Origin of the sequence: uncultured Kocuria sp. (genome assembly GCF_947500125.1) — a bacterium.
In the GTDB taxonomy this organism is placed as follows: Bacteria; Actinomycetota; Actinomycetes; order Actinomycetales; family Micrococcaceae; genus Kocuria.
Map to the genome: position 1 here is coordinate 1 of NZ_CANMRA010000035.1, position 23,652 is coordinate 23,652.

General features: G+C 74.3%; 17 protein-coding genes. 12 read left to right on the forward strand and 5 right to left on the reverse strand.

Annotated features, from left to right (window positions below; all coding sequences use genetic code 11):
* The 5 genes from Q0817_RS17245 to Q0817_RS17265 all read right to left on the reverse strand — a co-directional run.
* Positions 1 to 2,962, reverse strand: a 2,962-nt coding sequence (locus Q0817_RS17245) for a DUF3376 domain-containing protein (RefSeq protein WP_298591097.1), incomplete at its 3' end; no start/stop codon positions are given.
* 10 nt (positions 2,963 to 2,972) lie between these two features.
* Positions 2,973 to 4,271, reverse strand: a complete 1,299-nt coding sequence (locus tag Q0817_RS17250; protein ID WP_298591099.1) for a glycosyltransferase — start codon at positions 4,269 to 4,271, stop codon at positions 2,973 to 2,975.
* A complete protein-coding gene (locus tag Q0817_RS17255; protein WP_298591101.1) occupies positions 4,268 to 6,454 on the reverse strand; it encodes a glycosyltransferase in 2,187 nt (728 codons plus the stop codon). The genes Q0817_RS17250 and Q0817_RS17255 overlap by 4 nt, the downstream gene beginning before the upstream one ends.
* 51 nt (positions 6,455 to 6,505) lie before the next feature.
* Positions 6,506 to 7,480: a bile acid:sodium symporter family protein gene (locus Q0817_RS17260; protein ID WP_298591103.1), complete on the reverse strand. Its 975-nt coding sequence runs from the start codon at positions 7,478 to 7,480 to the stop codon at positions 6,506 to 6,508.
* Complete coding sequence (locus tag Q0817_RS17265; protein ID WP_298591105.1) at positions 7,477 to 8,136, reverse strand: MBL fold metallo-hydrolase; 660 nt, start codon at positions 8,134 to 8,136, stop codon at positions 7,477 to 7,479. Before Q0817_RS17265 ends, Q0817_RS17260 begins: the two co-directional genes overlap by 4 nt.
* A 335-nt stretch (positions 8,137 to 8,471) precedes the next feature.
* Here Q0817_RS17265 and Q0817_RS17270 point away from each other — a divergent pair, with 335 nt between their 5' ends.
* The 12 genes from Q0817_RS17270 to secG all read left to right on the forward strand — a co-directional run bounded on the left by Q0817_RS17270 (position 8,472) and on the right by secG (position 23,542).
* Positions 8,472 to 9,008: a MarR family winged helix-turn-helix transcriptional regulator gene (locus Q0817_RS17270; RefSeq protein WP_298591107.1), complete on the forward strand. Its 537-nt coding sequence runs from the start codon at positions 8,472 to 8,474 to the stop codon at positions 9,006 to 9,008.
* Entirely contained in the window at positions 9,005 to 10,744 is a 1,740-nt protein-coding gene (locus tag Q0817_RS17275; protein ID WP_298591109.1) for an MDR family MFS transporter, read from the forward strand. Before Q0817_RS17270 ends, Q0817_RS17275 begins: the two co-directional genes overlap by 4 nt.
* 44 nt (positions 10,745 to 10,788) lie before the next feature.
* Positions 10,789 to 13,794 carry an excinuclease ABC subunit UvrA gene (gene uvrA / locus Q0817_RS17280; protein ID WP_298591143.1) on the forward strand — a complete coding sequence of 1,002 codons (3,006 nt, stop codon included), beginning with the start codon at positions 10,789 to 10,791 and terminating at the stop codon, positions 13,792 to 13,794.
* On the forward strand, positions 13,791 to 14,486 hold the full coding sequence (locus Q0817_RS17285; protein WP_298591111.1) for an HAD hydrolase-like protein: 696 nt from the start codon (positions 13,791 to 13,793) through the stop codon (positions 14,484 to 14,486). Before uvrA ends, Q0817_RS17285 begins: the two co-directional genes overlap by 4 nt.
* 9 nt (positions 14,487 to 14,495) lie before the next feature.
* Positions 14,496 to 16,544: an excinuclease ABC subunit UvrC gene (uvrC, locus tag Q0817_RS17290; protein WP_298591113.1), complete on the forward strand. Its 2,049-nt coding sequence runs from the start codon at positions 14,496 to 14,498 to the stop codon at positions 16,542 to 16,544.
* A 152-nt stretch (positions 16,545 to 16,696) separates the two neighbouring features.
* On the forward strand, positions 16,697 to 17,623 hold the full coding sequence (gene rapZ / locus Q0817_RS17295; protein WP_298591115.1) for an RNase adapter RapZ: 927 nt from the start codon (positions 16,697 to 16,699) through the stop codon (positions 17,621 to 17,623).
* 31 nt (positions 17,624 to 17,654) lie between these two features.
* Positions 17,655 to 18,734, forward strand: a complete 1,080-nt coding sequence (gene yvcK, locus Q0817_RS17300; RefSeq protein WP_298591118.1) for a uridine diphosphate-N-acetylglucosamine-binding protein YvcK — start codon at positions 17,655 to 17,657, stop codon at positions 18,732 to 18,734.
* A gap of 69 nt (positions 18,735 to 18,803) precedes the next feature.
* The gene (gene whiA / locus Q0817_RS17305) at positions 18,804 to 19,784 is read left to right on the forward strand and encodes a DNA-binding protein WhiA (RefSeq protein WP_298591120.1); all 981 of its coding nucleotides are present in this window, start codon (positions 18,804 to 18,806) and stop codon (positions 19,782 to 19,784) included.
* 223 nt (positions 19,785 to 20,007) lie between these two features.
* A complete protein-coding gene (gene gap, locus Q0817_RS17310; RefSeq protein ID WP_298591122.1) occupies positions 20,008 to 21,012 on the forward strand; it encodes a type I glyceraldehyde-3-phosphate dehydrogenase in 1,005 nt (334 codons plus the stop codon).
* Positions 21,013 to 21,052: 40 nt separating this feature from the next.
* Complete coding sequence (locus Q0817_RS17315) at positions 21,053 to 22,276, forward strand: phosphoglycerate kinase (RefSeq protein ID WP_298591124.1); 1,224 nt, start codon at positions 21,053 to 21,055, stop codon at positions 22,274 to 22,276.
* A gap of 126 nt (positions 22,277 to 22,402) precedes the next feature.
* Positions 22,403 to 23,218, forward strand: a complete 816-nt coding sequence (tpiA, locus tag Q0817_RS17320; RefSeq protein WP_298591126.1) for a triose-phosphate isomerase — start codon at positions 22,403 to 22,405, stop codon at positions 23,216 to 23,218.
* A gap of 69 nt (positions 23,219 to 23,287) precedes the next feature.
* Positions 23,288 to 23,542 carry a preprotein translocase subunit SecG gene (secG, locus tag Q0817_RS17325; RefSeq protein ID WP_298591128.1) on the forward strand — a complete coding sequence of 85 codons (255 nt, stop codon included), beginning with the start codon at positions 23,288 to 23,290 and terminating at the stop codon, positions 23,540 to 23,542.
* The last annotated feature ends 110 nt before the right edge of the window (positions 23,543 to 23,652 follow it).

Here is a 23,652-nt window from a genome sequence, read left to right on the forward strand (position 1 = left end):
CCCCGGCGGCGTCGCGGACGGCCGCCCACCGCAGGAGCGCGCGCCGCCCCGTCCGCAGGTGGGACAGCACCAGCGCCGCGGAACCGGCCGCGAGCAGCGCGGTCCCGGGCCACGACCAGACCCGCCCGTCCGCCGCGCCCGGGCCCACGGCCGGCCACAGCCCGCCGGCCAATGCGACGGCGACCAGGGCGGCGCGCACGGGGGTCACCACCGCGGGCACGAGCACGAGCACGGGCTGCAGCACCAGCAGCACCACCTCCCAGGCGGGACGGGGAAGGTCCGGGGTGCCGGCCAGGGCACGGCCCAGCACGCGCACCCCGCGCGAGGCCAGCGAGAGGCGGTGACCCGGGGTCAGCCGGTCCAGCCCGTCGGCGCTCGCCCCGACCGCCGCCCGGCCCCGTGCGGCGGAGCCGTCGCCGACGTCCCGCAACAGGCTGTCCTGCAGGGCGGCGACCGCGGGGTCCTCCGTCGTCGTGCTCCCGGCGCCGCCCGCGCCGGGAGCGCCGGGCGCGGGCGCCGCGGTAGGCGCGGGGGATGCGGGGGCCGCGGAAGAAGCGGGGGACGAGGGCGCGGTCGGCGGTGCCGGCAGCCCGCGCAGGAACCCGGCGACGCCGGCCGCCGCGTCGAGGCGCCCCCACCACCAGTCGTTGGCCCGCCAGTCCCCGGCCAGGAACCCCCGGAAGTTCAGCAGTCCCGCACCGGCCAGCTTGGCGCCCGCCGGCACCCGGCCCTCGCCGTCCCGGAGCACCCGCGCGAGCTCCGGCGCCCCCATCCCCTGCGCGTCGAGGGCCTCCTGGACACGGTCCCGGACGAGCGACTCCCGGAGGGCGGGGAACGCGTCCGCCGCCGCGGGCGCCTGGTCCCCGCGGATCTCCCCGTAGGCCACGGGGGACACCACGGCGGGGATCCCGGCCGCGGCCAGGAGCGGGGGCAGGTCCACCGCGCCCAGCGCCGTGTCCCCGGCGGGGATCCTCGACCAGGGGGACGCCTCCCAGGCCGCCCGCCGGTCCGCCCCGCCGGGGCCGTCGGCGGCCGGCCGCCCGTCCACCGCAGCGTGCAGGCTCCGCAGCCCGTCCACGACCGCGTCGAGCTCGGCCCAGGAGCCGGCCGTGGGCAGGTCCTCCGCGCCCAGCCAGGGGCCGACGGACCCCGTGAGCTCCGCCGCGGGGTCCGCGACGGCGGCCAGCACGGCGTGGAACCGCCGGTCGCGCTCGTGGCGGGCCACCGTCAGCACCCGGTAGGCGCGCTCCCGGGCGCAGGCCGCGTCGAAGCCCCCGGCAGGATCCGGCGGCCCGGCGAGCCCCAGCTCCTCCAGGACGCGCACCCAGGACAGCACGCAGGACGCGGCGTCGAACAGCGCCTGCGCTCCCCGCAGCACCGCCGCGGCGGAGGGGTCCTCGAGCGGGCCCCGGGAGAGAGCGTCGTAGCGCCGGAGCAGCTCCGCCCGCAGTGGCTCGAGCGCACCGGGCGGCCGCGCCCGCAGGGCGTCGCGCCGGGCCAGCGTGGAGGTGAGCTGCCACTCCGCGGGCCGGGTCAGGAGCCGGGACAGCAGGTCGGCGTCGGTCCGGGCCCGGTAGCGGAGATAGGCCCGGCGGCGCTCCTCGAGCGAGGCCGGGTCCCAGGACCCGAGCAGGGCCGCGAGCGGGTGCAGGCGGCCGCGGGCCACGAGCTGGGCGTCCAGGTGGTCGGACAGCGCCAGCACCTCGTCGTCGTCCGTCTCCCGCCGGGGCAGCCGGGCGACCGTGGCGGCGAGCGTCCCCACGAGGCGCGGGAGGTCGCGCTCGAAGGGCACGCCGCGCTCGCGGTGGGGCGGGTCCGGGTCGAGGTACAGCAGACCCCGGTCGGCGTGCCGCAGGGACGTCCTGGTGCGAGCGGCCTCCAGGGCCCGGTCGATGGGGATGTTGTCGAACACGCCGCCGTCGACCACATGGTAGGGCAGCGCCGCGGGATCGCGGTGCGCGCCGAACGCGTGACTCAGGTCGGGGCGCCCGGCGGACGGGCCCGGTGCCCCCGCCGGGCCCGGGGCCGGGGCGGACCACACCGAGGCCGGCTCGAAGGCGCCGGGGAAGGAGGCCGTCGCCCGCGCGGCGTAGGCGAGGCGGGACAGCGCGGCCGCGGCCTGGGCGGGGGGACCGTCCCGCGCCGGGATGTCGTTGTCGAGGGGCGGCGCGGTGGCGCCGTGGTCCCGCGACGAGAAGTGGAAGTCGCCCCGCCCCTCCGCCGTCGCGCTGTAGGGGGAGGGGTCGCTGTCCAGGACCGTGGCGGAGAGCTCGACCGTGACGTGCTCGGCCACCAGGTCCGGGTGGTGCTCCGCGCTGCCCCGGAGGGAGTGGAGCGCCTCCAGCAGCCGGGGCCACAGGTAGTCGTCGCCGCGCAGCAGGGAGTCCACGGGGCGCCGGCCGAGCGGGCGCAGCAAGCGGCCCAGGGCGCCGTGCTCCGCCCAGATCCGGCCGAGGGCGTCCAGGTCGGTGCCCGCGCGCTGGGCCACCGCGTGCACCACGCCGTTCAGGCCGCCGGCGCTGGCCCCGGCGAGGAGGTCGAGCTCCACCCGGTCGTAGCCGGCGTCCGCGAGCAGCCGCGCGTACACCGCCGCGCGCTCGGCCAGCCGGGGGTCGGCCTCCGCCGCGGGGTGCAGGAGCACCGCGTGCAGCCCGCCCGCGCCGTCCCGGAGGAGCCGGATCCGGCGCAGCACGTCGAGCTCGGCCACCGCTCCGCCGATCCACACGGCCAGGCTCACGCCGCCGCGCATGGCGAGGGCGAGCCGCAGGGTCCGGCCGAACGCCGGCGCCCGGCCGGCCATCGCCTCGGCGAGCCGCAGGGACGGCGGCAGGACCGTCAGCCGCAGGCCGTGGGGCGGGGCGCCGCCGCCCGGGCCGTGCCCGCCCGCCGGGAGGTCGCGGCCCGGCACCGCGCCGTCGGCCGGCACCGCACTTCCGCCCGGCACGGCGATGTCGCCCGGCACGGCCGGGGACTCATCCGACAAGGGCCGCGAGCGCCCGCCCCGGACCGGGCCGGCGGGTGAGGTCGTGCCGGAGGTCCTCGAGCGCCCCCCGCCGCTCGTGGCCGTCGTCGAGCAGCTCGGCCACGGCGTCCCGCACCTCGGCCGTCGTCAGGGCGTTGGGGTCGAGCACCGTCCCGAGACCCGCCGCCTCGAGGGCCGCGGCCCCGGCGAACTGGTCCGTGGACATCGGCAGCAGGAGCAGGGGCACCCCGGCGGTGAGGGCCTCCGTCACGCTGTTGTTCCCGCCGTGGGAGACCGCGACGCTCGCCCGGCGCAGCAGGGTGACCTGCGGCAGGGTTCCCCGCACCAGCCAGGACTCCGGGACCGGCCCCAGGTCGGCGGGCCGGGTCGACCCGGCCGCGAGGGCGACCCGCACGTCGAGGCCGCGGAGGGCCTCGGCCACCCGGGCCAGCACGTCCCCGCGCACGGACAGGAAGCTGCCCAGGCTGATGTACACGACCGGGCGGTCCGAGCCGGCCAGCCACGCGGCCACCTCCGGGTCCTCGGCCTCCTCCCGGACGGCGGAGCCGAGGAACGTGTGCTCGGGCAGCGCCCGGGTCCGGTGCTCGTCGTGGAGCTCGCCCGGATAGTTGAGCAGGAGGTCGTCGCCGGTCTCCGCGAAGGCGTCGGCGCTCGCCGGGGTCCCCGGGGCGATCTGCTGCAGGGCGTCGTTCCACTGCTCGGTGAACTCGTCCCGGACGGAGGAGCACAGCCGGTGCAGCGCCTCGAGCTCGGCCGGGGCCGGGCGCAGCCGGCCGGGCCATGCGGGCGGGTGCCCGTAGACCTCGTCGGCCACGGTCAGGGCCGAGGGGTGGCCGAGCACCACGTCGGCGTGCCGGATCCCGGAGCCGGTCAGGGCCAGGCGCGCCGCGAAGGCCAGGTGGTCCACGATCACCTGGTCCGGACGGACACGGTCCACCACGCCCTGGACCCGCCGGGCGGTGCCCAGCGGGTCCCAGAGGAGGTCGTCGCGCCGGGCCCGCGCCTGGAAGGACAGGGTCTCGGCGGGGCCGCGGCGGGTGGCCGCGAAGAACCCCCGCAGGGCCTCGTCCTCCCCGGGCGGCTGCTCCTCCGCCCGGATCACCCCGGGGTTGGACCCGCGGCCCAGCGGCAGGAGCTCGACGTCGAACCCGAAGTCCCGGGCGATGGCGGCGGTCGCCGGTCCGGTGGCCACGACCACCCGCTCCCCGGCGTCGCGCCACGCGGTGGCCAGGGTCGCGAGGGGGAACAGGTGGGACGCGTAGTCCGGGCTGATCACGAGCAGGGTCACGGGGTGGGGCTCCTGTCGGCCGCGCGCGCGGCGGCGTCGTCGTACACGGTGGTGAGGGCGGCGGCCATCACCTCGATGCTGAAGCGTTCGCGGACCATGGCGCGGGCCGTCTCGGCGGTGCGCTCCGCGTCGGGTCGCGCCGCCAGGTCGAGGGCGTCCGCCACGGCCCGGGCCAGCGCGGCGGGCTCGCGGGTGTCGACGAGGACCCCGGTGACGCCGTCCGCCACGAACGTCGCCGGACCGCCGGTGTCGGGCGCCACGACGGGCAGGCCGCTCGCGAGGGCCTCGACGAGCGCCACCCCGAACTCCTCCTTGAGGCTCGCGCAGACGTAGACGCCCGCGGGGGAGGACAGTCCCGGCCGACCGCGGCGCACCGCCGCGAGCCAGGCGACCACCGTGGCGTGGGGCCGGTGGCCGGCCAGCAGCAGGCCGGCGGAGGCGGCCTCGTCCCGGGGGAGCACGGCGTCGATGCGGGTGAGCTGCTCGCGCTCGTCCGTGGAGGGGGAGACGAGGTCCCCGCCCACGACGAGGAGGTTGCACCGGGCGCGCAGCCCGGCGTCCCGGGCCCACGCCTCGACGAGGGTGGCCGTGCCCTTGACCCGGTGCAGGCGGCCCACCGTGACGACGAGCGGCAGCCCGCGCCGCTCGGCGGGCAGGGCGGCGAGGACGGCGTCGAGCTCCGCCAGCTGGGGGCCGGTGCCGGCCCGCACCTGCTCGGCGGCGCGGTCCACGGCGCCGAGGTCGATGCCCTCCGGCACGATCGTGCACCGCGCGGCCTCGTCCGGGTCCACGCCGAGCAGCTCGCGCGCGTCCCGCGCCAGGTCCGGCCGGGGGAAGAGCACCACGTGCTCCGCACCGGCGGCGAGGTCGGCGAGCAGCCGCACGCGGAACCACAGGTGCTCCACGGTGTCGGCCGCGCCGAAGCCGGCGCGGGTCAGGGTGCCGGCTCTCTCCCGGGCGGCGACGAGCGCGTGCGGATCGGGGGCCATCGTGAGCACCCACGGGACGCCGAGCTCCGCGGCGACCGCAGCGGCGGCCATCGAGCCGACGTCGGCCATGCGCAGGTGCAGGACGTCCACGGGACCCGCCGTGCGCAGCACGCGCCGCAGCCCCCGCTCCGCGGCCACCCGCCGCGGCCAGGCGTCCGCCATGTGCACCGGGGGACCGGTGAAGGGGACGACGCCGAAGACGTGCCGCGCCGCCGGACCGGTCAGCGCCGCCCGGGCCTCGTGGTGCGTGCCGCGGGACACCGTCACCACGCGTGCGACCCCGCCGGGGACGCGGCCGGCGCTGAGGGCGTCGCCCAGCTGGGCGAGCAGCGTGGCGATCCCGCCGTTGTCGCCCCGCCCGGAGTGGGTGAGGTCCCGGTCGATCTCCGCGTGCAGGAACGACTGCAGGACGGTCAGCCCGCCGGGCGCCGGGGCCGCGGGACCGGGACCGTGGAGCTCCGCCAGGGCGAGCCGGGCGACCGCGGCCAGGGGCCCGGTCCCGCGTGCGCCGGCCCGGGCGAGGTCCGCCAGGTCGGCCGCGGCGCCGGATCCGGCGTGCCACCGGTCCACCAGGGCCTCGAGAGCGGCACTGCGCACCCCCTGGTCCTCCGCGGGATCGGCGGCCACGGCGCGCAGCAGCTCGGCGGGCCGCGGGCCGGGGACCAGGCCGAGGGTCTCGGCGAGCCGCGTGCGGGGACCGGGAACGACGACCTCCGTGAGCGCGTGCTCGAGGGCGCCGCCCACGGCGTCCGCCGCCGCCGGGGCCCACACCTGCAGGGTGCGCTGCGCGAGCATGCCGGGGAAGCCGCCGCCGGCGACTAGGTCGGCGAGGGCGGCGACAGCGCCGGGCAGCGGATCGCGGTCGGCGAGCGCCCAGGTGGCGTGCTCGCGCAGCCACGCCTCGTCGTGTCCCAGGAGCCCGGTGAGGAGGACGTCCGCCCGCGGCCCGGGCACCGCCGCCAGGGCGTGGACCGCGGCGATCGCCGCGACCTGGTCCTCGCGCCGGTGGATCTCCTCCGCGAGCACGGGGAGCGCCGCGGCCGGGTGCGCCCGGGCGGCCACCACCAGGTCGTCGGCACGGCGGATGCCGTCGAGGACGGACGGGGCGCACCGGACGGCCTCGAGGGCCTCGCGCGTCGCCGCGCCGTTGCGCTCTGCGCTCGTGTCCGGGGCGCGGGGCGCGGCGAAGGTCATGGGCTCACGGTAGCCGAGGCCCGGGGGCGCGGACAGCGGCACCGGGAACTCTCAGGATGCTGGGAGCCGGCGCGCGGCCCGGGCGTCGGCACGGCGGCAGAGCAGGGCGAACAGCGCGCCGGACAGGTTGTGCCAGACCGAGAAGACCGCCGCCGGCAGGGCCGCGAGGGGGTTCATGTACTGGGCGGCGAGCGCGGCGGCGAGGCCGGAGTTCTGCATGCCCACCTCCACCGCGGTGGTGCGGCGCACGGCGACCGGCTGCCGCGTCACCGCGCCCACGAGGTGTCCCAGGGCCAGGCCGAGGACGTTGTGCAGGGCCACGGCCGCGAGCACGAGCAGCCCGGCCTCGACGATCCGGTCGGCGCTGCCCGAGACCACGACGGCGACGATCAGGGCGATGGCCGCGACCGACACCCACGGCAGGACGGGGAGGGCGCGCTCGACCAGGCGGGGCGCGAACAGGCGCACCGCGAGACCCGCGACGACGGGCAGGAGGACGATCTTGGTGATCGACCAGGCCATGGCCCCGCCGTCCACCGGCAGGTACTGCCCGGCCAGCCAGAGCGTGAGCAGGGGAGTGAGCAGCGGGGCGAGCAGCGTGGAGACCGAGGTCATGGCGACGGACAGCGCCACGTCACCGCGGGCGAGGTAGGCGACCACGTTGGAGGCCGTGCCGCCGGGGGCGCAGCCCACCAGGATCACGCCCGCGGCGAGCTCCGGCGGCAGCCGCAGCAGGAGCACCACGAGCAGCGCGACCAGGGGCATGACCACGTACTGGGCCGCCACGCCGAGCAGCACGGGCAGCGGCCGCTTCGCCACGAGCGCGAAGTCCACGGGCCGCAGGGTCAGGCCCATGCCGAACATGACCACCCCGAGCAGGGGGTTGATCCACCCGGAGAGCCCGCCCACGGCGCCGGGGACCAGGAATCCCACGAGACCGCCCGCGAGGACGAGCACGGGGAAGACCAGGACGGCGGTGTAGGCGCTCCGGTCGGCGGCGGTCCCGGTCGCGGGACCGGGGCTCACCACCCGCGGGCCCGCCACTCGTCGAGGTGCGGGCGCTCCGCCCCCAGCGTGGTCGGCTTCCCGTGGCCGGGGTGGACCACGGTGTCGTCGTCGAAGCGCTCGAAGACGCGCTCGGTGACGTCGTCGATCAGCTGCCGGAAGTCCTCGGGGCTGTTCGTCTTGCCCACGCCGCCGGGGAAGAGGGAGTCGCCGGAGAAGATGTGCGCCGGGCCCTGCGGGTCGCGGTAGACCAGGGCGATGGAGCCCGGCGTGTGCCCGCGCAGGCCGATGACCTCGAGGTCGAAGCCGTCGAACTCGGCCGTGTCGCCGTCCTCGAAGGTCAGGTCCATGGGCACGGCGATGTCGGACTCGTCGTCGGCGCCGCAGGCCGTCATGGCCTCGGAGCGGGAGCGGACCTCTTCGAGGGCGCGGACGTGGTCCCAGTGCGAGTGGGTGGTGATGATGAGCTGGAGGTTGCCGTAGGAGTAGGAGCAGTCGCCGTTGCCGGCGCCCACGAGGCCGGCGATGGCACGGGCGTCGTCGGCCGCGTCGATGAGGACCTGCGTGCCCTCGTCCTTGGACGTGAGGAGGTAGACGTTGTTGTCCATCTCGCTCACGGAGATCCGGCGAATCGTGACCTCGGCGAGGTCGGTGACCTCCGTCTTCGTTGCGATCATGAGGACGAAGGTACTCCCGTGCCCCGGCACTCGCCAATCGCGGGCGCACGGTCGTGCGGGCGGTGCGCGTGCGGTCCTGCTCCGCGCCCGCCGGGGCGCTCCCGGCGGCCCGGGACCCCGGACGTGTGTCCGACGGCACGGGATCCGCGGTTGTCCCCCGCGCCCCGTCCGGATAAAGTTGCGTGAGGCAACAAATCATCAGGGCATCCGGTGGCACCACGCCCGCGTCGTCGTCGACGCGGCCCCCGTACGTGACGGGGGAGTGCGGACCGGGTGCCCCGTCGCCGTTGCCGCCCTCACCCCTGACGCCCGTCCCTACCCCTCGAGGAGCCCCGTTGCCCGTCTCCCACGACACCGCCGTGGAGCTGGTGCGCGACCTGCTGGAGCTGCAGCGCGTCATGAAGCGCGTGACCAAGACCGACGCCGGCCAGCGCCGGCTCAATCCCACGGCGATCGCCCTGCTCTACTACCTCGACAGCAACGGGCCGCGCCGGGCCACCGTGATGGCCTCCGAGACGGGCCTCGGCCCCTCGGGGCTGAGCCGCCAGCTGGCCGTGCTCGACGAGGAGGGGCACGTGGAGCGCACCCCCGATCCCGACGACGGGCGCGCCGCGCTCGTCGCGATCACGGAGCGTGGCCGGGAGCAGGTCCGGGCCGTCGTGGAGCAGGACGCCCAGCGTCTCGCCGCGCGGCTCGAGGACTGGGACGAGGACCAGGCCCGCACCAGCCGGGGGGCCATCAACGAGATCACCACCGTCTTCCTGAGCTCCCTCGGCGTGGAGCGCACCACGTCCTGCCGGGACCAGCCGGACCGAGAGCACGAAGACCGAGACCACGCAGACCGAGAGCACGAGGAGCGCACCGCACGATGACGTCACAGCAACCGACCGCCGCACCGGGCGGGGGGACCGGCGCCGCCCACAAGGAGGTCATGCGGGCGCTCACCGGCATCCTCTCCGTGTTCTTCATGGCGATGGTCACCCTCACGATCATCGGCACGGCCCTGCCCGTGATCATGGCCGACCTCGGCGGGGACCAGACGTCGCTGTCCTGGACGGTCACCGGCACCCTGCTCGCCAACGCCGCGACCACGCCGGTCTGGGGCAAGCTCGCCGACCTCTTCGACAAGAAGAAGCTGCTGCAGCTGTCCATCGTGATCTTCGTGCTCGGCTCCGCCATGGCCGGGCTCGCCCCGACCGTCGAGTTCCTCATCCTGGCCCGCGTGGTCCAGGGCGTGGCCATGGGCGGGATCATGGCCCTGGCCATGACCATCATGGGCACGATCATCCCGCCCCGGGAGCGCGGCCGCTACGCCGGCTACATGGGCGCCGTGATGGCCGTGGCCACCTCCGCCGGCCCGCTGCTCGGCGGGCTCATCGTGGACCTCTTCGGCTGGCGCTGGGTGTTCCTCATCCCCGCCCCCCTGGCCGTCCTCGCGGCGGTGCTCGTGCACCGCACCCTGCACATCCCGCCGCAGGCGCCCCGGAAGGTGAGCATCGACTGGCTCGGCATCGCGCTGCTGGTCGTCTCCGCCTCCGCCCTGCTGCTGTGGGTGTCCCTGGCCGGCCAGCCGGGCATGTTCGAGTGGGTCTCGCCGGCCTCCGCGGCCCTCGTCGCCACCGCGCTCGTGGGCACCGTGCTGTTCGTGCTCGTGGAGCAGCGCGCCGCCGAGCCGGTCCTGCCCATCCGGGTGGTCACCGAGCGCACCACCGCGCTGGCCATCCTCGCGGCCATCGCCACCGGCGGGGCCATGTTCGCCTCGACCACCTACCTGGGCCAGTACTTCCAGCTCGGCCAGGGCTTCAGCCCCACCATGGCCGGGATGCTCATGCTCCCGCAGGTCTTCGGCTCGCTCGTGGGCGCCACGGTCGCCGGGCAGCTGATCACCCGCTACGGGCGGTGGAAGATCATCCTGGTGGTCGCCGCGGCCCTCATGTCCACGGGCCTGTTCCTCGCCGCGACGCTCACGCACGACACCGCGCTGTGGGCCGTGAGCGTCTTCATCTTCCTCGTGGGCCTGGGCATCGGCGCGCTGAACCAGAACCTGGTCCTGGCCGTGCAGAACACCGTGGGGCTCAAGGACATGGGCGCGGCGTCCTCCTCGGTCGCCTTCTTCCGCACCATGGGCGGTGCCGTGGCGGTCGCCGTCTTCGGCGCCCTCATGAGCTCCCACCTCGCCGGGCAGCTCGCCGAGAGCACCCGGGCCCGGGGCGGGGACCCCGCCGCCGTGGACTCCTCCACGATGGACCTGGAGTCGCTGCCCGCCTCCGTGGAGGGCGTGGTGCGCGAGGCCTACGGCACGGGCACCGGGCTCGTCTTCCTGGTCGCCGCCATCGCCTCCCTGGTGACCCTGCTCGCGGTGCTCCTCATCAAGGAGGTCCCGCTGCGCCGCACAGTGGACATCGTCGAGGTGGATCCCGCCACGGGCCGGCTCAAGGTCGTCACCCGCACCCTCGACGCCCGCGAGGTCCGGCGCCGGCAGCAGGAGGACGCGGCCGGTCAGCCCGCGGACGGCGCCACCGGCGCCCCCGACGGTTCCCCCGCCGCAGGAGGCGCGGAGGAACGGGTCCGCGAGGACACCGCCACCGGCCCCGTGGACCGGGTGTGAACCCGCCCACGGACCCGGCCCCGATGTCCGGGCCCGGTACTAGAGTGGAGGGCGTGTCTGAGCCGATCCCCACGTCCACCCTGGTCCTGAACCCGTCGACCGAGCCCTCCGAAGCCCTCGACGGGCCGGTGACCGCCGCCGCGGCCCGGACCGCCCGCAGGTCCGACCTCACCGAGATCGTGGTGCAGGGCGCGCGCGAGCACAACCTTGACAACGTCTCGCTGACCGTGCCGCGGGACGCCATGGTGGTGTTCACGGGCCTGTCCGGCTCCGGGAAGTCGTCGCTGGCGTTCGACACGATCTTCGCCGAGGGCCAGCGCCGCTACGTCGAGTCCCTGTCCTCCTACGCCCGGATGTTCCTGGGCCGGGTGGACAAGCCGGACGTCGACTTCATCGAGGGCCTGTCCCCGGCGGTGTCCATCGACCAGAAGTCCACCTCCCGCAACCCGCGCTCCACCGTGGGCACCATCACCGAGATCTACGACTACATGCGCCTGCTGTGGGCGCGCGTCGGCCACCCGCACTGCCCCGAGTGCGGCGAGGCGATCGAGAAGCAGACCCCGCAGCAGATCGTGGACCAGCTCCTCGAGATGCCGGAGACGACCCGCTTCCAGGTGCTCGCGCCCGTGGTGCGCGAGCGCAAGGGGGAGTTCGTGGACCTCTTCCAGGAGCTCTCCGCGAAGGGCTTCTCCCGCGCCACCGTGGACGGCGAGACGGTCCAGCTCTCGGACCCGCCCAAGCTCAAGAAGCAGTACAAGCACACCATCGAGGTGGTCGTGGACCGGCTCGTGGTCAAGGAGGGCATCCGCCAGCGCCTGACCGACTCCGTCGAGACGGCGCTGGGCCTCGCCGAGGGCCGCGTCGTCGTCGAGCTCGTGCCCCGCACGGACGAGGAGATCGCCCACCCGCTGGAGCTGCGCCGCCCGTTCTCCGAGAACCTCGCGTGCCCCAACGAGCACCCCCTGCAGGCCGACGAGATCGAGCCCCGGTCCTTCTCCTTCAACGCGCCGTTCGGCGCGTGCCCGGAGTGCGACGGGATCGGCTCGCGCCTCGAGGTCGACGAGGAGCTCGTGGTCCCCAACCCGGACCTCTCCCTCGTGGAGGGCGCCATCGCCCCCTGGTCGCTCGGCAAGGCCACGAGTGAGTACTGGAACCGCCTGCTCGCCGGGCTGGGCCAGGAGCTCGGCTTCGACCTCGTCACCCCGTGGGGAAAGCTACCCGCCAAGGCCCGCAAGGCGATCCTGGAGGGCAAGGACTACCAGGTCACCGTCGCCTACCGGAACCGGTTCGGCCGGGAGCGCCGCTACACCCAGGGCTTCGAGGGCGTGTTCGGCTACATCAAGCGCAAGCACGCCGAGACGGAGTCGGACAACGCCAAGGACCGCTACGAGCAGTACATGCGCCAGGTGGCCTGCCCGGCCTGTGACGGCGCCCGGCTGAACCCGACCATGCTCGCCGTGACCGTGGGCGGGAAGAACATCGCCGAGACCACGCGCATGCCCATGCGCGAGGCGCACGCGTTCTTCCGCGACCTCGAGCTCAGCACCCGCGAGACCAAGATCGGCGAGCAGGTGCTCAAGGAGATCCAGTCCCGCCTGACGTTCCTCGTGGACGTGGGCCTGGACTACCTCAACCTCGAGCGCGCCGCCGCGACGCTGTCCGGCGGCGAGGCGCAGCGCATCCGCCTGGCCACCCAGATCGGGGCCGGGCTCGTGGGCGTGCTCTACGTCCTGGACGAGCCCTCGATCGGCCTGCACCAGCGGGACAACCGCCGGCTCATCGGGACCCTCACCAAGCTGCGGGACATGGGCAACACCCTGATCGTCGTCGAGCACGACGAGGACACCATCCGCGAGGCCGACTGGATCGTGGACGTCGGCCCCGGCGCCGGCGAGCGCGGCGGGCGCGTGGTGCACTCCGGGACCTATGCGGAGCTCCTCGCCAACGAGGAGTCCATCACGGCCGACTACCTCTCCGGCCGCCGGGCCATCCGTGTGCCGGCGCAGCGCCGGACGATCGACCGCAAGCGGATGCTCAAGGTCGTGGGAGCCCGGGAGAACAACCTGCGCGGCATCGACGTCTCCTTCCCGCTCGGGGTGCTGACCGCGGTGACCGGGGTGTCCGGGTCCGGGAAGTCCACGCTGGTCAACGACATCCTCTACACGGCGCTGGCCAACAAGCTCAACGGGGCCAAGCAGGTCCCCGGCCGGCACAAGCGGATCGACGGCGTGGACCAGCTCGACAAGGTGGTGCACGTGGACCAGAGCCCGATCGGGCGGACCCCGCGCTCCAACCCCGCCACGTACACGGGCGTGTTCGACCACATCCGCAAGCTCTTCGCCGAGACCCCGGAGGCGAAGGTGCGCGGCTACCAGGCCGGCCGGTTCTCCTTCAACGTCAAGGGCGGGCGCTGCGAGGCGTGCTCCGGCGACGGCACGATCAAGATCGAGATGAACTTCCTGCCGGACGTCTACGTCCCGTGCGAGGTGTGCAAGGGCGCCCGGTACAACCGGGAGACCCTCGAGGTGCACTACAAGGGCAAGACGATCGCCGAGGTCCTGGAGATGCCCATCGAGGAGGCCGCCGAGTTCTTCAAGGCGTTCGGCCCGATCGCCCGGCACCTCAACACCCTCGTGGACGTCGGCCTCGGCTACGTCCGGCTGGGCCAGCCCGCCACGACCCTGTCCGGCGGTGAGGCCCAGCGCGTGAAGCTCGGCGCGGAGCTGCAGAAGCGCTCCAACGGCCGGTCCATCTACGTGCTGGACGAGCCCACCACCGGCCTGCACTTCGAGGACATCCGCAAGCTGCTGCTCGTGCTGCAGGGGCTCGTGGACAAGGGCAACACCGTGATGACCATCGAGCACAACCTGGACGTCATCAAGTCCGCCGACTGGATCGTGGACCTCGGCCCGGACGGCGGCTCCGGCGGCGGGCAGGTCGTGGCCGAGGGCACTCCCGAGCAGGTGGCCCGGAACACGGACAGCCACACCGGCCGGTTCCTGGCCGAGGTGCTCGCCGAGCGCCCCGTCCCGGCAGGGGCCGCCCGATGACCGCCCCCGTGGTGCTCTGGGACCTCGACGGCACCCTCCTCGACCCCGCCGGGGCGATCACCGGCGGCATCGCCCGGGCCCTGGCCGAGCACGGCCACGCCGTGCCCGAGGACCTGCGCCGGTTCGTGGGCCCGCCCGTGGGCTTCTCCCTGCGGACCTTCACCGACGTCCCGGAGGACGAGATCCCGGCGGTGGTCGCCTCCTACCGGGCCCGCTACCGCACCGAGGGACTCGCGCAGACCCGCGTCTACGCCGGGGTGGAGGAGCTCCTGGAGCGCCTGCACGGGGCCGGGGTGCGGATGGCCGTGGCCACGCAGAAGCCCGAGCCCACGGCCGAGCTCGTCGTCGAGCGGTTCGGGCTGAGCCGCTGGTTCGAGACCGTCTCGGGGGCCGCCGACGACGCCGTCTCCGCCCCGCGCGAGGGCCGGGCCCACGACAAGCCCGCGATCATCGCCGAGGCCCTGCGCCGGCTCGGCGTGGACGCCCCCGACCCCGCGCGCACGGTGATGATCGGGGACCGCCGCTACGACGCCGAGGGCGCGGCCGCCCACGGGATCGACTGCCTGGGCGTCGCCTGGGGCTTCGCCGACGAGGACGAGCTGGGCACGGGCTTCGCCGCCGTGGCCCGGGACGCCGCCGAGCTGGGGGAGCTGCTGGCCCGGTACACCTCCCCGGCGCCGACCGGCCGCTGAGGGGAGACCGTGGCCGATCCGCAAGTCTATCGCCCCGCCCGCCAGGACATCCCGACCGCCCCCGGGGTCTACCGCTTCCGCGACGAGTACGGGCGCGTGGTCTACGTGGGCAAGGCCAAGAACCTGCGCAACCGGCTGAGCTCCTACTTCGCGCCCCCGCACGCCCTGAGCCCCAAGACCCGCGCCATGGTCACCACCGCGGCCGGGGTCGAGTGGACCGTGGTGGGCAGCGAGCTGGAGTCCCTGCAGCTCGAGTACACGTGGATCAAGGAGTTCAAGCCCCGGTTCAACATCGCCTACCGGGACGACAAGTCCTATCCCTACCTCGCGGTGACGATGTCCGAGTCCGTGCCCCGGGCCCAGGTGGTGCGGGGGGAGAAGAAGAAGGGCAACCGGTACTTCGGTCCCTACTCCCAGGCCTGGGCGATCCGCGAGACCCTCGACGCCCTGCTGCGGGTCTTCCCCGTCCGTACGTGCTCCAAGGGCGTCTACCGGCGCGCCGAGCAGTCCGGGCGCCCGTGCCTGCTGGGCTACATCGACAAGTGCTCCGCCCCCTGCGTCGGGCGGATCTCCGAGGAGGACCACTACGCCCTCGCGGAGGACCTGTGCCGGTTCATGGCCGGGCACGCGACCCCCTTCATCAAGGAGCTGCAGCGGCAGATGCAGGAGGCCGCCGCGGCGATGGACTTCGAGACGGCCGCCGCGCGCCGGGACGACGTCGCCGCCCTGGAGAAGGCCTTCGAGCGCAACGCCGTGGTGCTCTCCGACAGCACCGACGCCGACTTCTTCGCCCTCGCCGAGGACGAGCTGGAGGCCGCCGTCCAGGTCTTCCACGTCCGGGGCGGGCGGATCCGCGGCCAGCGCGGCTGGGTCACGGAGAAGGTCGAGGAGGCCGACGGCGGACGGCTGCTCGAGCAGCTGCTCGAGCAGGTCTACGGCGAGACCGCCACGGACGCCGCCGAGAGCGCCCAGGCCGCCGCGGCCCCGTCCCCGGGCGGGTCCAAGCACCGGCCCTCGGCGGAGCTCGCCTACCGGGAGGACGCCATCCCGCGCACGGTGCTGCTCTCCGAGCCCGCCGACAGCACCGACCGGCTCGAGGAGTGGCTCTCGGGCCTGCGCGGGTCCCGGGTCTCGATCGCCGTCCCGCAGCGCGGGGAGAAGGCGCACCTGATGGAGACGGTGCAGGAGAACGCCCGGCAGGCCCTGAAGCTGCACAAGTCCCGGCGGGCCGGCGACATCACCACCCGCTCCGCGTCCCTGCAGGAGCTGCAGGAGGCCCTGGACATCCCTGTGCCGCTGATGCGCATCGAGTGCTACGACATCTCGCACGTGCAGGGCACGAACGTCGTCGCCTCGATGGTCGTCTTCGAGGACGGGCTGCCCCGCAAGGCGGACTACCGGAAGTTCTCGGTCACGGGCGAGGCCGCACGCGACGACACCGCGTCCATGTACGACGTCATCTCCCGGCGCTTCCGCCGGCACCTCGAGGAGCAGGCCGAGCGGGAGGCCGCCGGGCCGCGCACCGGGCAGGTGGACGCCGGGGCCGAGGCCCCCGAGCGGGCGCGCTTCGCCTATCCGCCCAGCCTCGTGGTGGTCGACGGCGGGCCCCCGCAGGTCGCCGCGGCCGCCCGGGCCCTGCGCGACCTCGGGATCGACGACGTCCACGTGGTGGGCCTGGCCAAGCGGCTCGAGGAGGTGTGGGTGCCGGACGACGAGTTCCCCGTGATCCTGCCGCGCGCGAGCCAGGGCCTGTACCTGCTCCAGCGGATCCGCGACGAGGCCCACCGCTTCGCCATCACGTTCCACCGCAAGAAGCGCTCCTCCGCCATGACGGGCTCCGTGCTCGACGAGCTGCCCGGGGTGGGACCCGCCAAGCAGAAGGCGCTGCTGAAGCACTTCGGCTCCGTCAAGAAGCTGCGGGCGGCCCGCGTGGAGGAGATCGAGCAGGTGCCCGGCTTCGGGCGGACCCTCGCCGAGAAGGTGGCGGCCGCGCTGCAGGCCTCCGACGACACCGCCGCCCCGGCGGTCAACATGACCACCGGCGAGGTGCTCTCCTGAGCGCGGTCGCGGCGGGGCCCCGTCGACTTCGTTAGGCTGGGGCGGGACCGCCGCGAGAGCCCGGCCGCGACCGGTGCGCCGGGCGCGGCGGGAGCGCAGCGGCGGGCAGGGCGCACCAGGCGCAGGGCATCACGACGGGAGACGGAGCGCACATGAGCGAGCACACCGCCGGAGCGGACGTCGGGACGGCGGACGGGACGGAGCACGCGAAGCCGACGAGCTCGGAGCTGCTCGTCGTCACGGGCATGTCCGGGGCCGGGCGCAGCACGGCCGCGAACGCCCTCGAGGACCTCGGCTGGTACGTGGTCGACAACCTGCCGCCGCAGATGCTGCACACCCTCGCGGACCTCGTCTCCCGCACCCCGCAGGCCCTGCCCAAGCTGGCGGTGGTCATCGACGTGCGCGGCAAGGCCCTGTTCAGCGACATGAAGGAGACGCTGGCCGCCCTCGAGGCGTCCGACGTCGACTTCTCGGTGCTGTTCCTGGACGCCGCCGACGAGGTGCTGGTCTCGCGCTACGAGCACCAGCGCCGGCCCCACCCGTTGCAGGCCGGCGGGCGGATCCTCGACGGCATCCGCGCCGAGCGCGCCCTGCTGACGGACCTGCGGGAGTCGGCCGACGTGGTCCTGGACACCTCCGGCTTCAACGTGCACGCCCTGTCCCGGGCCGTGGCCGACCTGTTCTCCACGAACGGGCCCGTGGTCCTGCGCCTGACCGTGCTCAGCTTCGGCTTCAAGTACGGAGTCCCCGCGGACGCGAACTACGTGGCCGACGTCCGGTTCATCCCCAACCCGCACTGGGTCCCGTCGCTGCGCCCCCGCACCGGCAAGGACGACGAGGTCCGGGACTACGTGTTCCAGGACGAGGGCCCCCGGCAGTTCGTGGACCGGTTCGTCGCCATGCTCGAACCCGTCTTCGCGGGATACCGTACGGAGAACAAGCACTACGCCACCATCGCGATCGGCTGCACGGGCGGGAAGCACCGCTCCGTGGCCGTCAGCGAGGAGGTGGCCCGCAGGCTCGCCAAGCTGCCGCTCGTGACCGTCAACATCCAGCACCGGGACATGGGCCGGGAGTGACCGGCTCGCCCTCACCCGCATTGGACCCCCGATGACCTTTCCTCCCACCGGCGCCTTCCCCCGGCTGCCCCTCAGCAGCGGCGCCGATGTCGACCCGCACCACTCCCCGGACCACTCCGCCCGGCGGCCCGGCGGCGACAGCCCGTCCGTGGTCGCCCTCGGCGGCGGGCACGGGCTCTCGGCGAACCTCGCCGCCCTGCGCCGGATCACCCCCGTGCTCACGGCGGTCGTGACGGTGGCCGACGACGGCGGCTCCTCCGGCCGGCTGCGCGACGAGCTCGGCGTCCTGCCCCCGGGGGACCTGCGGATGGCGCTCGCCGCGCTGTGCGACGACTCCGAGTGGGGCCGGACGTGGCGCGACGTCATGCAGCACCGGTTCAGCTCCTCGGAGGGCCGCTCCACGACCCTCGACAACCACGCGCTCGGCAACCTGCTCATCGTCACGCTGTGGGAGCTGCTGGGGGACCCGGTGGCGGGTCTGGAGTGGGCGGGCGCCCTCCTGGGCGCCCGCGGCAGGGTGCTGCCGATGTCCACGGAGCCCCTGGTCATCGCCGGCGACGTCCCTGCGTCCGCCGGCGGTGCGTGCGTCCCGGACGGCCCGGGCGCGCCCGGCGCGGTGCGCACGATCACGGGGCAGGCGGTCCTGGCCAAGCAGGCCGACGTGTGCAATGTCCGGCTCGTGCCCCCCGACGCCCCGGCGTGCCCCCAGGCGGTCGAGGCGGTCGGGCTCGCCGACTGGGTGATCATGGGGCCGGGCTCCTGGCACACCTCCGTGCTGCCGCACCTGCTGCTGCCCGAGCTGCGGGAGGCGATCTGCGGGTCCCGGGCGCGCCGCTGCGTCACCCTGAACCTCTCGCCGGACACCGAGACGCGCGGCAAGACGGCCGCCGACCACCTGCGGGTCCTGCACGCCTACTGCCCCGAGCTGACCCTGGACGTGGTCCTCGCCGACCCCTCGGCCACCGAGGACGGCGCCGACCTCGAGGAGGTCGCCCGCGGCCTGGGCGCCGAGGTCTTCTACGCCGACGTCCGGGCCCACCCCGGCACCGCCGTGCACAACACGCTCCGGCTCGCGGCCGCCTACCAGGAGATCTTCGAGCGCCACCGCTGAGAGCCCCTCGGCGCACCCCGACCCCGGACAACCCCGGACATCCCCAGACATCCCCAGGAAAGGAACCGCGTGGCCCTGACGTCATCGGTCAAGGAAGAACTGTCCCGTCTCGAGATCAAGAGGTCCTCGGAGCGGCGCGCGGAGCTCTCCGCCCTGCTGCGCTTCGCCGGCGGGCTCCACATCGTCTCGGGACGCATCGTCGTCGAGGCGGAGGTGGACCTCGGCGCCACGGCGCGCCGGGTGCGCCGCGCCGTCCACGAGGTCTTCGGCCACGACAGCGAGATCGTGGTCGTCTCCGGCGGCGGACTGCGGCGCGGCAGCTCCTACGTGGTGCGCGTCGTCCAGGACGGCGAGGCCCTCGCCCGGCAGACGGGCCTGCTCGACTCGCGCGGGCGCCCCGTGCGCGGCCTCCCGCCGGCCGTGGTCAACGGTGCCGTGGCCGACGCCGAGGCGGTGCTGCGCGGGGCCTTCCTCGCCCACGGATCCCTCACCGAGCCCGGCCGCTCCGCCGCCATGGAGTTCACCTGCCCCGGCCCCGAGGCCGCGCTCGCGCTCGTGGGCGCCGCTCGCCGGCTCGGCGTCCTCGCGAAGGCCCGCGAGGTGCGGGGAGTGGACCGCGTGGTCGTGCGGGACGGGGACGCCATCGCCGCGCTGCTCACCCGGATGGGCGCCCACCAGACGCTCCTGCAGTGGGAGGACCGGCGGATGCGCAAGGAGGTGCGCGCCACGGCCAACCGCCTCGCCAACTTCGACGACGCCAACCTCCGCCGCTCCGCGCAGGCCGCCGTGGCCGCCGGGGCCCGGGTCGAGCGCGCCCTGGAGATCCTCGGCGACGAGGTCCCGGAGCACCTGCGGCAGGCGGGGGAGCTGCGCCTGTCCAACAAGCAGGCCAGCCTCGACGAGCTCGGCCGGCTCGCGGACCCGCCGCTCACCAAGGACGCCGTGGCCGGCCGGATCCGCCGGCTGCTGGCCATGGCGGACCGCCGGGCGGAGGAGCTGAACCTCCCCGGCACCGACGCCGGGGTCGCCGCGGACGCCCTGCCCTCCTGAGCCCGGCCCCCGGGCCTCCGGCGCGGCGCCTCCGGGGCCGCGCCGGAAACCCCACGAGGCGGTCCGTGGTTTTCCGGGGTTCCGTGCCCACCGATGTGGTTTTGTGTTGGTTTGACGATGAATTCGGGGTGAATCTTTCACGACCCCAAGACATCCCAGGGATAACCACGTAGAATGGGACCCGGTTCAACGATCCAGACCCCGACCAACACAGGAGAACCCAGTGACCATTCGAGTGGGCATCAACGGCTTCGGACGCATCGGACGCAACTTCCTCCGCGCGGCGCGCGAGCAGGGCGAGAACATCGAGGTCGTGGCCGTGAACGACCTCACGGACCCGGAGGCCCTGGTCCACCTCTTCAAGTACGACTCCATCATGGGCCGGTTCCCCGGCGAGGTGACCCTCGACGGCGACACCATGAGCGTGGACGGCCACGAGGTCAAGTTCCTCGCCGAGCCGGACCCCTCCAAGCTGCCCTGGGGCGAGCTCGGCGTGGACGTCGTCGTGGAGTCGACCGGCCGCTTCACCAACGGCTCCAAGGCCAAGGCCCACCTGGACGGCGGCGCCAAGAAGGTCGTCCTGTCCGCCCCCGGCAAGGAGATCGACGGCACCTTCGTGCCCGGCGTCAACCTCGACAGCTACGACGCCGCGTCGATGAACATCGTCTCCGCCGCCTCCTGCACCACCAACTGCCTCGCCCCCATGGCGAAGGTCCTCAACGACGCGTTCGGCATCGAGCGCGGCCTGATGACCACCATCCACGCCTACACCGCGGACCAGAACCTGCAGGACGGCCCGCACAGCGACCTGCGCCGCGCCCGCGCCGCCGCCCTCAACATGGTGCCGACCACCACCGGCGCCGCCGCCGCCGTGGGCCTCGTCCTGCCCGAGCTCAAGGGCAAGCTGGACGGCTTCGCCGTGCGCGTCCCCGTGCCCACCGGCTCCGTCGTGGACCTCACCTTCGACGCCCAGAAGGAGGTCACCGTCGAGTCGGTCAACGCCGCCATGAAGGAGGCCGCCGAGGGCCCCATGAAGGGCATCGTCAAGTACACCGAGGACCCCATCGTCTCCTCGGACATCCAGGGCGACAGCATCTCCACGATCTTCGACGCCCCGCTGACGAAGGTCATCGGCAACCAGGTCAAGGTCATCGCCTGGTACGACAACGAGTGGGGCTACACCTCCCGCCTCGTCAACGTCGTCTCCCACGTCGGCGGGCAGCTCTGAGGACCCGGTCCCGCGGCGTCGCCGGGGTAGGGTGAGTGACATGGCTCATGCACTTGACGAACTGATCGCCGACGGCGTCGCCGGGCGCCGCGTCCTGGTCCGCTCCGACCTGAACGTCCCCCTGGACGGCTCCACCGTGACCGACGACGGACGCGTCCGCGCGTCCTTGCCGGTCCTGAAGAAGCTGGCCGACGCCGGGGCCCGCGTCATCGTGATGGCGCACCTCGGCCGGCCCAAGGGGCAGGTCGACCCGAAGTACTCGATCGCCCCCGCCGCGCGGAAGCTGGCCGAGCTGGCCGACTTCCCCGTGGCGGTGGCCTCCGACGTCGTCGGGGAGGACGCCCGGGCCAAGGCCGAGGCCCTCGCCGACGGCGAGGTGCTCGTGATCGAGAACGTGCGCTTCGATCCCCGCGAGACCTCGAAGGACGACGCCGAGCGCGGCGCCTTCGCGGACGAGCTCGCCGCCCTGACGGGCGAGAACGGGGCCTACGTGGACGACGCCTTCGGTGCGGTGCACCGCAAGCACGCCTCCGTGTTCGACATCGCCCACCGGCTCCCGGCCTACCTGGGCGATCTGGTCAAGCGCGAGCTCGACGTGCTCACCAAGGTCGTCTCCGCGCCCGAGCGGCCCTTCGTGGTGGTCATGGGCGGGTCCAAGGTCTCCGACAAGCTCGCGGTGATCGAGAACCTCATCGGCAAGGCCGACTCGCTGCTCATCGGCGGCGGCATGGTCTTCACCTTCCTCGCCGCCCAGGGGCACTCCGTCGGTGGGTCGCTGCTGGAGAAGGAGCAGATCGGGACCGTCAAGGACTACCTCGAGAAGGCCTCTGCGGCCGGCACCGAGATCGTCCTGCCCGTGGACGTCGTCTACGCGGAGAAGTTCGCCGCGGACGCCGCGCACGAGGTGCGCCCGGTCGACGCCATCGAGGACGGCGAGATCGGCTCCTCCGGCCTCGGCCTGGACATCGGGCCCGAGTCCGCCAAGCTGTTCGCCGAGCGGATCCGCGGCGCGAAGACCGTGTTCTGGAACGGCCCCGCGGGTGTGTTCGAGATGGAGGCCTTCGCCGGGGGCACCCGGGCGGTCGCGGAGGCCATCGTCGCCTCCGACGCGATGAGCGTCATCGGCGGCGGCGACTCGGCCTCGGCCGTGCGCAACCTCGGGTTCTCGGACGACCAGTTCGGGCACATCTCCACCGGCGGCGGCGCCTCCCTCGAGTTCATCGAGGGCAAGGAGCTGCCCGGGGTCGTGGCCCTGGGCGCCTGACCCGCACGCCGCACCACCGCGGTGGGGGCGCCCCGGAGCCGCACGCCCCGGGTCGCCCCCGCCGCCCAGCGCACCACTGCCGAAACGCACGACGAGCGGCGCACCCGCCGCGGACAGGAGTCCCCGATGACCTCGCAGACCAACGGTCAGTTCGACCGCACGCCGCTGATCGCCGGCAACTGGAAGATGAACATGGACCACGCCCAGGCCATCACCCTGCTGCAGAAGCTCGCGTGGACCCTGGACGACGCGAAGCACGACTACTCCCGCGCCGAGGTGGCCGTCTTCCCGCCGTTCACGGACCTCCGCTCCGTGCAGAGCCTCGTGGACGGTGACGACCTGCGCGTCGTCTACGGCGCCCAGGACCTCTCCGACCAGGACTCCGGCGCCTACACCGGGGACGTCTCCGGCCAGTTCCTCGCCAAGCTCGGCTGCACCTACGTCCTCGTGGGCCACTCCGAGCGCCGCACCATCCACGGCGAGTCCGACGAGCTGTGCAACGCCAAGATCGCCGCCGCCCACCGCCACGGCCTGGTCCCGGTGCTGTGCGTCGGCGAGGGCCTCGAGGTCCGGCAGGCCGGTGAGCACGTCGCCTTCACGCTCGAGCAGCTGCGCGGCTCCATCGCCGGCCTCGAGGCGGACCGGGTGGCCGAGCTCGTGGTGGCCTACGAGCCCGTCTGGGCGATCGGCACCGGCGAGGTCGCCGGTCCCGAGGACGCCCAGGAGATGGCCGCCGCCATCCGCGCCGAGCTGGCCGGGCTCTACGACGCCGAGACCGCCGCGAAGACCCGCATCCTCTACGGCGGCTCCGCGAAGGCCGCCAACGCCGGCTCGATCCTCAAGGGCAAGGACGTGGACGGCGTCCTCGTCGGCGGCGCGAGCCTCGACGCCGAGGAGTTTGCTAGCATTGCCAGGTTCGAGCAGCACCTCGTGACCGACTGATCACGACCCCCTGAACGTCCGCGCCCGCCGGGCGCTGCGGCTCGACGGACACCCCGAGGGAAGGCCCCAGTGGAAATTCTGCAGAACGTGCTCCTGGCGATCATCGTGCTCACGAGCCTCCTGGCCGTTCTCCTCGTCCTGCTCAACAAGGGCAAGGGCGGGGGCCTCTCCGACATGTTCGGCGGCGGCATGACCCAGTCCCTCAACACCTCCGGCGTGGCGCAGAAGAACCTGGTCCGCCTCACCACCGCCACGGCCGTGGTGTGGGCCCTGTCGATCGCGGCCTACGCGCTGACCATGCGCTTCGCCGACGTGGCCGTCTGAGCCGACCGCTCCCCGAACGACCCCCGGGCTCCCCGCCCGACCACCTCCGTGGCCGGCCGGGGAGCCCGGGGTCTTCGCGCTGGGGGGCGACCGCCCGCCCCGCCCCGGAC